The 13,006-nt window shown below is 55.9% G+C and carries 12 protein-coding genes; 8 read left to right on the forward strand and 4 right to left on the reverse strand.

Going from position 1 to position 13,006, the window contains the following annotated elements; all coding sequences use genetic code 11:
• Nucleotides 1–107 precede the first annotated feature (107 nt).
• Genes OHL20_RS22310 through OHL20_RS22330 form a run of 5 tightly spaced genes read left to right on the forward strand, consistent with a single transcriptional unit; the run spans nucleotide 108 to nucleotide 3,834 of the window.
• Complete coding sequence (locus tag OHL20_RS22310) at nucleotides 108–794, forward strand: TetR/AcrR family transcriptional regulator (protein WP_263385517.1); 687 nt, start codon at nucleotides 108–110, stop codon at nucleotides 792–794.
• The gene (locus tag OHL20_RS22315) at nucleotides 791–1,306 is read left to right on the forward strand and encodes an SRPBCC family protein (RefSeq protein WP_263385518.1); all 516 of its coding nucleotides are present in this window, start codon (nucleotides 791–793) and stop codon (nucleotides 1,304–1,306) included. The genes OHL20_RS22310 and OHL20_RS22315 overlap by 4 nt, the downstream gene beginning before the upstream one ends.
• A 37-nt stretch (nucleotides 1,307–1,343) precedes the next feature.
• The gene (locus OHL20_RS22320; RefSeq protein WP_396272842.1) at nucleotides 1,344–2,255 is read left to right on the forward strand and encodes an epimerase; all 912 of its coding nucleotides are present in this window, start codon (nucleotides 1,344–1,346) and stop codon (nucleotides 2,253–2,255) included.
• The gene (locus tag OHL20_RS22325; protein WP_263385519.1) at nucleotides 2,252–3,160 is read left to right on the forward strand and encodes a DoxX-like family protein; all 909 of its coding nucleotides are present in this window, start codon (nucleotides 2,252–2,254) and stop codon (nucleotides 3,158–3,160) included. Before OHL20_RS22320 ends, OHL20_RS22325 begins: the two co-directional genes overlap by 4 nt.
• On the forward strand, nucleotides 3,157–3,834 hold the full coding sequence (locus OHL20_RS22330) for a DUF4166 domain-containing protein (RefSeq protein ID WP_263385520.1): 678 nt from the start codon (nucleotides 3,157–3,159) through the stop codon (nucleotides 3,832–3,834). The genes OHL20_RS22325 and OHL20_RS22330 overlap by 4 nt, the downstream gene beginning before the upstream one ends.
• A 384-nt stretch (nucleotides 3,835–4,218) precedes the next feature.
• On the opposite strand, the gene OHL20_RS22335 is transcribed toward OHL20_RS22330, so the two are convergent.
• Entirely contained in the window at nucleotides 4,219–4,974 is a 756-nt protein-coding gene (locus OHL20_RS22335) for a DUF3883 domain-containing protein (protein ID WP_263385521.1), read from the reverse strand.
• 49 nt (nucleotides 4,975–5,023) lie between these two features.
• Entirely contained in the window at nucleotides 5,024–5,731 is a 708-nt protein-coding gene (locus OHL20_RS22340; protein WP_263385522.1) for a hypothetical protein, read from the reverse strand.
• Between the two features lie 223 nt (nucleotides 5,732–5,954).
• On the opposite strand from OHL20_RS22340, the gene OHL20_RS22345 reads away from it, so the two are divergent.
• Entirely contained in the window at nucleotides 5,955–7,049 is a 1,095-nt protein-coding gene (locus OHL20_RS22345; protein ID WP_263385523.1) for a tyrosine-type recombinase/integrase, read from the forward strand.
• Between the two features lie 123 nt (nucleotides 7,050–7,172).
• On the opposite strand, the gene OHL20_RS22350 is transcribed toward OHL20_RS22345, so the two are convergent.
• On the reverse strand, nucleotides 7,173–8,555 hold the full coding sequence (locus tag OHL20_RS22350) for a nuclear transport factor 2 family protein (RefSeq protein ID WP_263385524.1): 1,383 nt from the start codon (nucleotides 8,553–8,555) through the stop codon (nucleotides 7,173–7,175).
• 185 nt (nucleotides 8,556–8,740) lie between these two features.
• On the opposite strand from OHL20_RS22350, the gene OHL20_RS22355 reads away from it, so the two are divergent.
• Both OHL20_RS22355 and OHL20_RS22360 read left to right on the forward strand, forming a co-directional pair.
• Nucleotides 8,741–11,173, forward strand: coding sequence for a winged helix-turn-helix domain-containing protein (locus tag OHL20_RS22355; RefSeq protein WP_263385525.1), 2,433 nt, complete (start codon nucleotides 8,741–8,743; stop codon nucleotides 11,171–11,173).
• Between the two features lie 117 nt (nucleotides 11,174–11,290).
• The gene (locus OHL20_RS22360) at nucleotides 11,291–12,127 is read left to right on the forward strand and encodes an AraC family transcriptional regulator (RefSeq protein ID WP_263385526.1); all 837 of its coding nucleotides are present in this window, start codon (nucleotides 11,291–11,293) and stop codon (nucleotides 12,125–12,127) included.
• A 13-nt stretch (nucleotides 12,128–12,140) separates the two neighbouring features.
• Here OHL20_RS22360 and OHL20_RS22365 read toward each other — a convergent pair whose 3' ends face one another.
• Nucleotides 12,141–12,836, reverse strand: a complete 696-nt coding sequence (locus tag OHL20_RS22365) for a hypothetical protein (protein WP_263385527.1) — start codon at nucleotides 12,834–12,836, stop codon at nucleotides 12,141–12,143.
• Between the last annotated feature and the right edge of the window lie 170 nt (nucleotides 12,837–13,006).

A 13,006-nucleotide genomic window follows, 5' to 3' on the forward strand; every position in this document is an offset into this window, starting at 1 on the left:
GGCTTCCATGCTTTCCTCAACCTGTCACTTCCACGGTCTGCCCGAAAGTAATTTGACCGCGTTCAATAGTTCTTGACCTCTGCGAACTGAGCGCGCATGATTTGACCATGGTCAAAAATGAGCTGGCAACGGATAAAGGTGAGCAAACCCGCAAGCAAATCTTTTCGAGCGCTCTTGAGCTCTTCCGGGAGCGCGGATTCGATGCCACCACCATGCAAGCCATCGCATCTCATGCCGGCGTCGTGAAGAGCGCCGCCTACTACTACTTCCCCAGCAAAGAAGCTTTGATCCAGGCTTATTACGAGAATGTTCAGGCCGCGCAGGAGCGTCTTTGCGAAGAACTCTTTGTCACGACCAAAGACTTGAAAACCCGTTTGGTCACAGCTCTGCATTCAAAGTTTGACTTGACCAAGGATGATCGCAATCTGCTCGGAGTGGTTTTCAGGTATACCGGTGAGCCCCACCATCCACTCTCCTGCCTCGGTCCTGGCACCGCCGAGATTCGCCGTCGTAGCACGCAGGTGTTCCAGGACGCCATCGCAGAGGAGAAGCTGCCTCAGGACCTTCGTGTCCTGCTTCCGCTTGCACTCTGGGCGTTGCAGATGGGACTGCTGGTGATGTTTCTCTACGACGACTCCGAAAACCAGCAACGAACACGCCGAATGGCGGATGGTGCCCTGAACCTGACATTGAAGCTGCTTGGGCTTGCAAAACTTGCCATCCTGAAGCCCATCCGGAGGGCGGTTCTCGAGTTGTTGCAACAAGCTGAACTGCTCCCAGGAGATTCCCTATGATCCAAATCGATGAAACCACTCTCATCCACGCCCCGATTGAGCGCTGCTTCGATCTCTCCCGAAGTGTTGAAGTGCACTTACTCGCAAACGTTCACTCCGGAGAACAAGCCATGGCCCTCGGCGGTGTCACGTCCGGCCTTGTGGGGCTCTCACAGGAGGTGACGTGGCGGGCGAAACACTTCGGCGTCTGGCAGACCCTGACCAGCAAGACGACCGCTATGGAGTCGCCTCGATATTTTCAGGTGACGATGGTCCGAGGGATCTTCCGCTTCATGCAGGCCGACCACCTGTTCCGCTCCGTCAAGCCTGGTATCACCGCAATGACCGATCGCTTCTGTATCGCGGCCCCTCTTCCGGTGCTTGGTCCGATTGCCGAGGCTATCTTCCTGCGCCGCTACATGCTTGCGCTTCTGCGTGAGCGAAACGCTGTCATCAAGCAAGTCGCCGAATCCGCAGACTGGCAGCGGTATCTGCAGAGCGAGCCTGATCAGGAAAGATGCTCGTCCTTATGAAAATTGTCATTCAGGTGGAAGCGGACAGGTCGGCACGATTCTCGCTCGACACTTTCACAACGAGGGCAACCAAGTCTTAGTCCTGAGCCGGCACGTGCAGAAAACGCCATGGCTTACGCTTCACTGGGACGGTGAAACACTGGGGCCTTGGCTCGCCGACCTAGACGATAGCGATGTCTGGATCAATCTTGCAGGCAGAAGTGTGAATTGCCGCTATAACAGGAAGAATCGCAGAGAAATTCTAGATTCACGTGTTCTGTCTACGTCAGTGCTCCATGAAGCCATCACACGGCTTGAGAGCCCGCCAGAAGTCTGGCTCAACGCCAGCACCGCGACTATTTATCGTCACGCGCTTGATCGCTCGATGGATGAAGCCAGTGGCGAATTGGGTGGAAACGAGCCGGGAGCACCGGATACGTGGAACTTCTCCATCGAAGTCGCAAGAGCCTGGGAAGAGGCGTTCTTCTCCATCAAGACTCCAGGGACGCGTCAGGTGGCTCTGCGAAGTGCCATGACCTTCAGTCCCGACCGCGGGGGCGTCTTCGATGTCTTCTCAAAACTGGTTCGTCACGGCCTGGGTGGTACGAATCTACCCGGAACACAGTTTGTTTCCTGGATCCATGAGGTTGACTTTATTCGGACAGTCGAATTCTTGATCGGCAATCCGGCCATTTCAGGACCTATAAACGCTGCGTCTCCTCATCCACTTCCAAACTCGCAGTTTCTCCGTATTCTGCGCAAGGCGTGGGGCGCTCGCTTTGGAGTGCCGACCCTACCGTGGTTGCTTGAGATCGGTACGTTCCTGCTCCGCACCGAATCCGAGTTGGTTCTGAAGAGTCGCCGCGTTGTGCCGGGTCGACTACTTGATGCAGGGTTTACATTTCGCTATCCAACATGGCACCAGGCTGCGCCGGACCTCGTTGCCCGCTCGCGGAGGTATGCCCTGTGACCGCAACGTCTGGTCTATACATTGAGATCGACATCCAAGCTGACATCGATCTAGTTTGGCGCCTCAGCCAGGATCCGGCTTCGCATCAGCGCTGGGACCTGCGCTTCAGCGAGATTGAGTACCTCCCGCGACCGAATCCTAACGAACCGCAACGTTTCCTCTACCAGACACGCATAGGCTTCGGTCTTGCTGTCGCTGGCACCGGCGAGAGCATGGGGCAGCGGGACTCTCCAGGAGGAGATCGAACATCTTCGCTGCGATTTGCGTCGGACGATGGGAAGTCGCTCATCACAACTGGGTCCGGTTATTGGCGCTACCTTCCTAACCAGCGTGGCGTACGTTTCCTTACCTGGTACGACTACGAGGTGCGCTTTGGCTCTCTGGGGCGCTGGGTCGACCGCCTGCTCTTCCGGCCCCTGATGGGCTGGGCAACTGCCTGGAGCTTCGACCGGCTTCGTCTTTGGGCTGAAACCGGACAGACACCCGAATCCACGCTCAGGTTCTCCCTTATCCATGGTGTGGCCCGCATCACTCTGGCGGCCATCTGGTTCTGGCATGGGCTTATGCCAAAGCTCCTCTTTCACCACGTTGACGAGCAGACAATGCTCGTTCAGGCTGGTTTTTCGATTAGGCTTCTGCCCTGGCTGGGTGGGCTTGAGATCGTGTTTGCCTTGATCATCTTGGCCAGTTGGAGTTGGCGCTACATCTTCCCCGTCAATATCGTGATCATGGTTTTAGCCACGCTCGGTGTCGCTCATTCTTCACCGGAGTACATCCGGGCAGCTTTCAATCCTGTAACGCTCAACCTCTCCGTCATCGCGCTCTCTCTTGCGGGCTGGCTTTCGTCACCCATGCTGGCCTTAGCGAGTCGCTGCCGTCGCAAGCCGGCCAAGGAGCAACCATGATCTCCATCTACGAACGCGCTCTTGGTGCCGATTTCTCCAGGCTTCATCCCCAGATTCAACGCCGCTTCTCCCTTCATTCACAGTCTGGGATCGGTGCAGTGGGCACCGGAACGATGAAACGGATATGGCACGGAGCTCCCTATACACTGCCCTTCTTGTACGTCGGCACTTGGAGGAGCATCATGTTTCCTGAACATGGAAAGGATGTTCCATTCAGGATCGAGAACTACGCCTACATTGATCCTCTCGGTCGGGAAACTGTGAGTTGGGTGCGGACCTTCGCCACGAAACACAAGCGCCGCTTTGACGCCTACATGATCTTCAGCGAAGAACGCGGCTGCATCATCGACTACCTCGGGACCCACCAGCACCTGGCGGTGGATATACAGGTGAGCGTTGCTGACAATGGCGGCCTTCGCCTCCGCTCTGGAGAACAGCGCTTCTACGAAGGACCGGTCGCCTTTCGCTTTCCATGGCTCTTCACTGGAGTAGCAGATGTTTGTGAGTGGTATGACGACGGTCAGGAATGCTTCTGCATCGATGTGAGTGCCAGAAACCGGATCTGGGGCGCGCTCTTCGGATACCGTGGTCGGTTCACAGTCGATTGGGTCAAGATGTCTCTGGAGCAGGTCCCGAGCGCGGTTTTGCCCAAGCGGCCGGAAGCGCGAGTGTGACACTGCATCAACCTAGCGTGAGGCGCCCCTTAACCCGAAGCCAGGACCGTGACGTGCATCGATCCAAGGACCGGAGTGACAGCAAAAAATCCATTATTTCCATTAGCGTTGAGAAAGCTGACGTCAAAGCCTGCGCAAAAGGTACCGTGGCCGCATATCTGCAACCGTGATGTTATTTGGAAGCCACTACCGTGAGTCTCGATGAGTGCTTTGGCCTGTTGTCGCCAGTCAAAAAGACCCGCTTCGGATGCTCACCGGTCGATCGTATGTAATACGGTCCACACGGTGGGGTACGAATGGTGGGGTGGTGGGCTGACATCCTGCGAAACCACATCTCCAGGTGCCGAGATGTGGGGGCACCCGGCAGTCTCCGGCGGATCGGAATTAATGATTCGCCAAGCTGTAGAAATAAGCAATTGGCCTCAACAGCTCCTCTTTGACTCGCCACGGTTGAATGACGCGAATTTCGCCGCCCGCGGCCTCATTCCCATTCTTCAGATGGATATTCGTGATAATCGCCAAAGCCATCTGCGCTGAACGCGCCTTGCTAAGTTCAACTTCGTTTCTCGTCAGGATGATTTCTTCAGCCTCGCCTTGCGTCGCCTTCACCTCAACCCAAAGACTCACGTTTCCCCGTCCGCAACGTAAATCATACGGTTTGCCACGTCGCTCCACCACGTATCCCTCTCGGGCGAAGTGTGCCTCCGCGAGTGCCATACCCCGCTCCTCAATTGCTTTCCGGGCAGAAGTCGACAGTAAGAATCCCCCACTACCAACCGCGAGATGAGTATCGAGATCATTCTGAAACGAGAAGGTCGCACGTTCATGGCGGATTGCTTTGGCGAATCCATACGCATAATTCTCAGTAGTGGTGTCGATCTTCAAACCGCCCCTGCGTCTGATCTGATTTACTGACTTCTGTATGGATCTCGGATTGATTTCCGCGAAGTTGGCCATAAGAAGATCAATGTAGTCGAAGTCGACGCGAAACTTGGATTTAGCGTTGATCGGCTGGAATCGAACTCCTTTTTCATCAATGCTAACGATTGCAAGCTTAGAGGCATTCTTGCGACTCGCATGACCGCCAGACTGGATTACGTCTCCGACTTTATACAATCCTTGAAACTCGCTGCGATCCATTAGATTCCTTCTTCCATAAAGCCTCTCAACCGAGTCTGGCTCACAATCTTCATTTGACGAAGGCTGAACCATTCACAAAACCAGCTGTTGATTCGCCGCAATGTGGACAGGATCTAGACGTTTTCCTGTTAAGCATCTCCGAGACGATAAAAATGCTCTGACACTTCGGGCACCGCACTGCCACGTTGTTACCGAGCTTATCGATTAGGAAACTGGGACACTCCTCCGCCATATTCTGAAGCCGTGTGAACTCGATAGTTCCCGGCTGCGCCCCATCCCTCGGCGCGATCCAGAAGTGATTTTCAAAGTGATCTCTTGACCATCGGAGGGCCAGAAATATTTCTCCCTTAGCAATCTGTGCATTCCGTTCAAGATATTTGCTGACGAGAGATTCCAGATCGCCGTCATTGCCTTCGTAGATAAAGAGCTTAACGTCGCTCTTCACCCCTCGTAACTTGTCAAACGCCCACTCCAATCCATGCAAAGGATCGGTGTCCCACCACCATTGGGACTCACATGCGATTCGACAGCCATAGTCAATTTCGAAGAGCATAAAGTCGCAGAGATACTCACCTCGATACGGCTTCTCTTCTGGGAAGATTTTCCAGCCTCTTGCGGACGCCACTTCTTGCAAACTCTTGTAGACCGCAGCCGTCCAGGGTCCATTGTTAGGCGAATTATTCGCATGACTCACGATTCTTTCGCAAAAACGAGCCGCAAACTCTCCGATGTTCTCTTCATTGAATGGGCTGTTCATCCAAACAGTATGCCTTATATGTAGACCATGGCAGATCAAGTTCTTCGGCGGTGTAGGCCAATCGTGGCTGACGCTTGGCCCCCATCCGACTCACCACCCAACCTGGGTGCCCGAAGCGTCGAGTCTGTGACGTGGGTCAGCAGGACGGCAAGACTGTAGACACATGGACAACTCGTTCGTCTCAGACCCCGGCGATTGAGCGGTAGTTCGCGGAAAAGTCCCTATGAACGCCGTTCTCATCATTTGTGATCTCGATGAGTGCTACATCGCCCGTGCGCTCATCCAGCCTACCGGCGTGAACTCTTTTCGGTTGGCGCATAGAGTGTTGGGCATGTCTGCGGCAGAGGAGGCCGCCAGTATGCCCAAGAGGACCAGAAAGCATGTCGCCCGGAAGACAGTCCTTCGCCTGCCAGACCTCGATCATTCGAAGACCTCAGTATTGAACAGCTTGAGTTCGCCGCGGTCGCGGCGCAACTACAAGTTTGCGATGGAGCAGTTCATCGACTGGTACTGTTCGGAACCAAGACTAGCCCTGAACCGGATAGTAGTGCTCCGTTTCCGCCTACACCTCGAATCGATCGGATTAGCCGCAGGAACGATCAATCAGAGGCTTGCGGCGGTCAGAAGGCTGGCCTACGAAGCGGCAGACTCGGGTCTGCTGAGTCCGGAACTTGCTGCAGGCATACGGCGGGTCAAAGGCGTTAAGCAACTTGGATGCCGTGCGGGTAACTGGCTCAACCAGGATCAGGCTCGGCTGCTACTTGAGAAAGCGAATGGGCAAGGCTTACGTCACGTTCGGGATGTCGCTATGATCGCGATCCTGCTCGGCTGCGGTCTACGCCGAGCTGAGCTATCGGGCCTGCGAAAGGAAGACATCCAAATCCGACAAGGACACTGGGCTATTGTGGACCTTGTCGGCAAGGGCAATCATGTTCGGACAGTTCCGATGCCGATCTGGGTGAAGTGTGCGGTTGACAGGTGGCTGACAGCTGCATCGGTGACCACGGGACGAGTGTTCAGGGCAGTAAGCCGTCACGGAACACCTTGGGGTACCGGCATTTCGGAGAACGTCGTCTGGTATGTTGTCCGGAGCTGTGCACTGCGTCTGGAGCTGGACCACCTCGCGCCTCACGATCTTCGGCGAACCTGCGCAAAGCTCTGCCACGCGAACGGAGGTGAACTCGAACAGATCCAGTTCCTTCTGGGGCACGCCTCCGTCCTGACCACTGAGCGATACCTGGGCTGCAAACAAAATCTGGAAGAACCCGTTAACGACCGCTTTGGCTGCCTGTTCTCCGGAGGGCTCGAATCGCGATAAGGCCTGTTCTCGCCAACCAAGCTTCGACCAGCCGAAGCTAACTGCCGACAGCGCGTAGCGGATCGGTCTTCAAACGCCAACTTGCTCCGCAACCTACCGCACGGATTTGGCTGAGCGCGTTCCTTAAACCTCCGGCGTCACTGCTACATTGTGAAATTCGGTGATCCACCAAACCCCATTTTCCTTGACGAGAACCAGCAAGAGTTTATTCCTTAGAATTCCATCTTTGCCGACTGGGAGTCCGGGGTAGACCTTTTGAAATCCAGTAAGCTCTCCAGCGCAATCGACAACGGCAACGTCTGGTCGAATGAAGCGCAGCTTCGTAATTGAGCCTCTTGCAGTTGTTCCCTTGAAGAAAGTGTCTGCAATCTCTTTGTGGCGCTTGATGAATTCCTCGCGCCCAAAGCGCACCGTGCCAAAGATGTTGGTGAAGCTTACATCTTCGGTGACATGATCAGATGGATTCGAATGCACCAACGCCTCAATGGCCTTGACGTCTTCTGAAGAACCCGAGAGAGCTGCGGTCTGAGCGGTAGCTGGCGCGGTGAGTGCCGCAGGATCAATGGTGGGATCGGGGTGACCGTAGACGGCACCGCCATCGATACCTACATAGGTGGCCTGACGAGCGATCAAGAGCCAACTCTCGCCAGTCTTCTGCCAGACATCGGTATAGCGGCGCTTGAGCGGTTGGCCCGCCATCGGGCCGTTCGCCATGACGATCTCTTCGTGGCCCATCGTGATGGCGAGGTCGTTGACGACGAAGAAGGTCTCAGGGAACGCCTTGCCGCTGGTGTACTTGAGTTTTTCCTCGCGCATGGCTGTGAAAACCCCTTCACGGGTGAGAACGCGGTTGCCTGGGCTGTTGACCACCAAACTGGGCGACCAGAGCTTTTCGAGAGTGGCAAAGTCATTGGTGGCGATGGCACGGCCACAAGCGCGGCCGTTGGCTTCGATCTGCGCTTGGATCGCGGCTGTCTCGGGTGTGGGTGCGGGGGGAGTGTAGTTTGCTGCGGTGGGGCCGGCCGGAGGGGTAGCGTCGAAGCCGACAAACGTGGCCTGACGGGCGACGAGAGGCCAGTCGTCGCCGGAGCGCTGGTAGATGTCGGTCGTGCGGCGAACGAGATGCTTCCCGGCCCGGGGACCGTCGGCCTCGACGAGGTCGTCGTGACCCATCAGGATGGCGGTGCCGTTGGTGACGGTGAAGAACTCTGGGTTTCCCTTCAGGCTGATGTAGTTGAGGCCGCCGTGGATCGAAGCCCCGATGATCTGCGAGCGGGAGACGATCGTGTTCGTCGGGCCGTTGACGATCAGTGTTGGCGACCAGTACCTGCTCAGGCCAGCCGCGTCGTGCGTAGCGATCGCTTTTCCAATGGCGACGCGCTCGGCTGTGATCTTGGCCTGGATGGTGGCGTTGTCGGGCGATGTACTCTGCCCGTAAGCCATGACTGTTCCGTGAGCGGCCACGATTGCAGCCAGGACAAGGGCGACAATGGCTGTTCTTTTCACAAATGGTGTCTTCTCGAGTCGAGATAATCTGAAAAGGGATCGGGTACGATTCATCTGGACAGCCTCCTGCGCTCTGAGCGTGGGGTCATCCTTCCTGATGTCGCTGGAATAGTCGCCTTTTTCCCATGAAGTTCTTCCTAGGCTTTTCCTAGGCCGTCACGGAGCATCAAAGTCGAGGGTCTCGATTGGTCTATCTCTTTCAAAAGTTTGAACTTGACGACTCAGAGTTCTGTCTCTTCCATGAGGGTCGGCGAGTCCCGCTTGAGCCCAGGGCGCTGCGAGTTCTGCTGCTCTTCGTCCAAAATCCGGGCAAACTGCTTCAGAAGGACTTCATTCTTGAGAGCGTTTGGAAGACCACATTTGTAGAGGAAAGCACGCTGACCCGCGCGATCACGATCCTACGCAAGCAGTTGGGAGATGACTCGCGCGCTCCGACCTATATTGAGACCGTCCCAACTCTAGGCTATCGGTTCATCGCAAAGGTCGAGACCCTGTCGATCGCCGGACCAGGCGAATCTCACCCCGATGCCAAGCTCCTCGTCAACCAGACTTTGGAACCCCAGCCGCACCCCCTCACGCCGGAAGCAGATCAAGATCGATTCCCTCCAGTGGCCACGGTCAATGAGGTCCTAACCTCAAATCCTTTGTCTCGAAGAAATGAGGGCCGGTCACTCCATTGGAGGAATTGGTACTTCCTGGCGGTTTTGCTCCCGGTTGCCGGAGGAGCTGCGCTTTGGTTGAGTTCTCACCATCGGCCAATTCTCGAAGAGAAGAAAGCTGTCGTGCTCAGCGATTTTGAGAACTCTACTGGGGATGCCGTATTCGACGGAACGCTTCGCGAGGGATTGACCGTTCAACTGGAGCAATCTCCCGTGCTCAGTCTCGTCTCCGAGCCGCGCATTCGGAATACGCTGCGCATGATGAGCCGAAATCCGGAGACGCGGTTGACGCCGGTGTTGGCTCGGGAGATCTGCCAGCGGACTGACAGTGCCGCGATGCTTGACGGCTCAATTGCCTCGCTGGGAAGCCAATATGTGGTCACGCTTCATGCAACGAACTGCAACACGGGAGAGGTTCTCTATACGGAGCAGGTCCAAGCCGCCAGAAAAGAGGACGTGCTTCATGCTCTCAGCACCGTTGCCAGCAACCTCAGAAGCCGTTTGGGTGAATCCATATCATCGATCAGAAGCCTGGACACTCCTCTAGACGAAGCAACCACCTCATCGCTTGACGCCTTGAAGGCATTCAGCGAATCGGCTCGGGTCGAAAATGAGAGCGGGAGCGCCGCCGCGATTCAGCTCGCGCAGCGCGCTGTTGAACTAGACCCCAAATTTGCAGTGGCCTGGGCGATCCTGGGCCGCCTGTATGGGGATATCGGACAGGAACAATCCTCCGCGGAGAGCACGGCCAAGGCCTATGAGTTTCGTGACCATGCCAGCGATCACGAAAGGTTTTTCATCGTGGCTTCGTATGAGATGCAGGTCACTGGAAATCTGGAAAAGGCAGAGGAAACCTGCGAGACGTGGGCCCAGGTTTATCCCAATGACGCCGGGAGTTACGGCTTCAGGGCCGGCCTGATCCTCAGGGTGTTCGGCCAGTACGAAAAGGCCGTCGAAAAGGCCGAGCATCTAGTTCTCATCCATCCAGACTTCGCCATGGCATACCACTTTGTCGCTCTTAATGACATAGCGCTTGGCCGCTACAGGGACGCTCAGCGCATCGGCGAGCGCGCGTCAGCAAGGAACTTTATGATTCCTTACTACGCCCTCGACCAGTTCCGCCTGGCTTCTCTTACCGGAGATGAAGCAGCGATGCAGCGAGTCGTCACTATGGCGGCGAAGATGCCGGGCAGCGAGGACATGATTGCCGGCCAGCAGGCATCTTCCTTCGCCTCCCACGGACAACTGGAAAAGGCTCGTGCGGTCTCGGCTGGCGCAATCAACTTTATGGTGCAGTCAGGTAGGCGAGAAGCGGCGGCGAGAGCGGAGAGCGGCTCTGCGCTGCGGGAGGCTTTCTTAGGCAATCCAGATCAGGCAAAGCGTCTGGCACTCGCCGCGCTGGGCCTTTCGAAGGGGCGGGATGCTCAGTACGGTGCAGCCTTCGCCCTTGCGCTTTCAGGCGATTCAACTAAGGCCGAGGCGCTGGCGAGTGACCTAGAAAAGCGTTTTCCCGAGGACACGTCAGTGCGTTTTCACTATGTCCCGACGCTTCGCGCGCTGGTCGCGCTCAATCGTCATAATGCGACAAAGGCAATTGAGTTGTTACAAGCCAATGTTCCTTATGAGCTAGGGTCTCCGCAAAGCAGCTTCTCCGGTTTCTACGGCGTGCTCTATCCCGTTTATGTGCGAGGTATGGCTTATCTCATGATGCATCGCGGCAACGACGCGTCTATTGAATTCCGCAAGATTCTAGATCATCCTGGAATTGTTGCGAACGACCCAGTAGGAGCGTTGGCTCACTTCCAGCTTGGAAGAGCCTACGTACAGTCGGGGAATCCAGTTGGAGCCCAAGCTGCCTACAAGGACTTTTTTGCTCTGTGGAATGTTGCCGACCAGGATCTCCCACTCTTGAAACAATCGCAGCTTGATTTCGCTCGCATTGAAGACCGTAATCATTGAAGATGACGTCTTTTTACTAGCGCGATGAAACACGTCTGCGTACGATCTACGAAACGAGGAGCGGCCTGCGAACGAGCAGCGGTTAATGTTCGTTCGTCCGAGCCTCGAAGGAGCCTGATGCTTACGGTTCAAAGCGCTTCCCCCAATCCCGCACTGTTGACTTACGTTCGGACGTATGTTCAGCGGGAGGCACACCTTGGCACACGAGAGCTTATTGAGCCTGTGGTCGCGCGACTTGGTGTGATGCTTGAATTTGAATTCGCTGGGTCCTACGAGGTTCGGAACTATGGATCGGAGACGGTGGAAGACCCGAACGTCATCTCTGTCATTGGACCTCAGGGATGGCGCCGCTCGCGGCTCATTATCAGGGGAGATATTGAGTCCCTGGTTGTCATGTTTCAACCCTTCGGCTTTCACGCGCTCTTTGGAGTGCCGACAGCATTGCTATCGAATGCCGGGACTGAGGGGCACTCGCTCCTGGGTCGAAAGGTGTCGCGCCTTCGCGAGCAGCTTGGAAATCTACCCACGTTTGCGCAGAGAGCGAAAGCACTCGATACTTTCTTCCTCCGGCAAGTATCAGTCCCGCAGTCGGTCGATCCACTACAGAAAGCGCTTCATCTGCTCATGGCACCAGGGACAGGTCTGAAAGTTTCCGAGGTAGCCAGACAGACGGGCGTCGGCCTTCGCCAGCTTGAGCGAAGATCCCTCGACTACGCAGGTATGTCCCCAAAGACCCTGGCCCGCATCGCACGTTTTAGTCATGCTCTTCGCCTCAGAACCGAGCGTTCCTTGAGTTGGACGCGGATCGCCCATGCCGCCCAATATCACGATCATATGCACATGATTCGGGACTTCCGTGAATTTGCAGGGGAGGCCCCAACGTCTGCGCTACAGGAGATCGAACCGGAGCATCTCATCCACTTCGCAATGGAGCCATCGTCCAGTCGCCGGTGAATCCGGTTCAGGCTTACAGCAACCACTTGTCCACAACATAGCGCCAGGCACTTATATGAGGTGCGAGGACGGCGAATGGCGGCATCGTGGCGATCAGGAGCGGCACGCCCCATCGGTAAGCACGGTGAATAGAACCTCTACTCAACAAATCATAGATTGGACCGGCGAAATAAAAGCATAATGCAATCCCAAGAGTCAGCGGATTGATCCCGTGCAAGAGCCTGCCGAACGCAGGGAAGAAGAACAGCTGCGTTGACATAAGGATCAGCCGCTTGTGCGTCTCTGCATCTCGCCGGAGTCGCAAACCAAAGTAGACGAAGATAGCGAAAAGCGCCATCTGGCCGAAGGAAACTGCCAGGAGACTGTACCCATCAGGGAAGGGGAAAAACCGCCCTTGACGTGCCTGGCGGAGCGCGATTGCGGATCCAAACACCACGACACCTGAGGCGAGCAGCCCACCAAGGATGCCAAGGCTGCGATGAAGCTTCATCTGTCCATACATCGCAAGCAGGTTCTGAAGCAGGTAGAACAGGATCCAACCGGTGAATACTGCTCCATGAACATGCACCCAGAACGGTATTGCCGGACTGTGGAAGTAAGTCTTTGCATAGTAGGTCTTTATGAAGCCGGCAAACACCCCAGCCGCCATTGCAAAGGCCATCCCTGTGTAGAAGCGATGATCCACTAGCCGTCTGCGTGCTGTCGGCATAGTGCACTGAGTCCCTAACATTCCCGTTCCGCTTGCCATTGCTCGCTCTTCCTTTCAGTCGTTCTGGAAAAAGAGTAGAAGCGCCCTTCAGGCTCGCGATAGTAAGAACGCGACAAACTTCCGCTTCGTGTCGGGTTTGTACTAGGCTCCAACTGATCCTGCTCGATACG

The sequence above is a fragment of the Granulicella arctica genome (assembly GCF_025685605.1).
Taxonomy (GTDB): Bacteria; Acidobacteriota; Terriglobia; order Terriglobales; family Acidobacteriaceae; genus Edaphobacter; species Edaphobacter arcticus.

What these genes read in the sequence shown, in the direction of transcription:
- OHL20_RS22310 (WP_263385517.1), top strand. Translation starts at nt 108, where the DNA reads ATGGTCAAAAATGAGCTGGCAACGGATAAAGGTGAGCAAACCCGCAAG.
- OHL20_RS22315 (WP_263385518.1), top strand. Translation starts at nt 791, where the DNA reads ATGATCCAAATCGATGAAACCACTCTCATCCACGCCCCGATTGAGCGC.
- OHL20_RS22330 (WP_263385520.1), top strand. Translation starts at nt 3,157, where the DNA reads ATGATCTCCATCTACGAACGCGCTCTTGGTGCCGATTTCTCCAGGCTT.
- OHL20_RS22335 (WP_263385521.1), bottom strand. Translation starts at nt 4,974, where the DNA reads ATGGATCGCAGCGAGTTTCAAGGATTGTATAAAGTCGGAGACGTAATC.
- OHL20_RS22340 (WP_263385522.1), bottom strand. Translation starts at nt 5,731, where the DNA reads ATGAACAGCCCATTCAATGAAGAGAACATCGGAGAGTTTGCGGCTCGT.
- OHL20_RS22345 (WP_263385523.1), top strand. Translation starts at nt 5,955, where the DNA reads ATGAACGCCGTTCTCATCATTTGTGATCTCGATGAGTGCTACATCGCC.
- OHL20_RS22360 (WP_263385526.1), top strand. Translation starts at nt 11,291, where the DNA reads ATGCTTACGGTTCAAAGCGCTTCCCCCAATCCCGCACTGTTGACTTAC.
- OHL20_RS22365 (WP_263385527.1), bottom strand. Translation starts at nt 12,836, where the DNA reads ATGCCGACAGCACGCAGACGGCTAGTGGATCATCGCTTCTACACAGGG.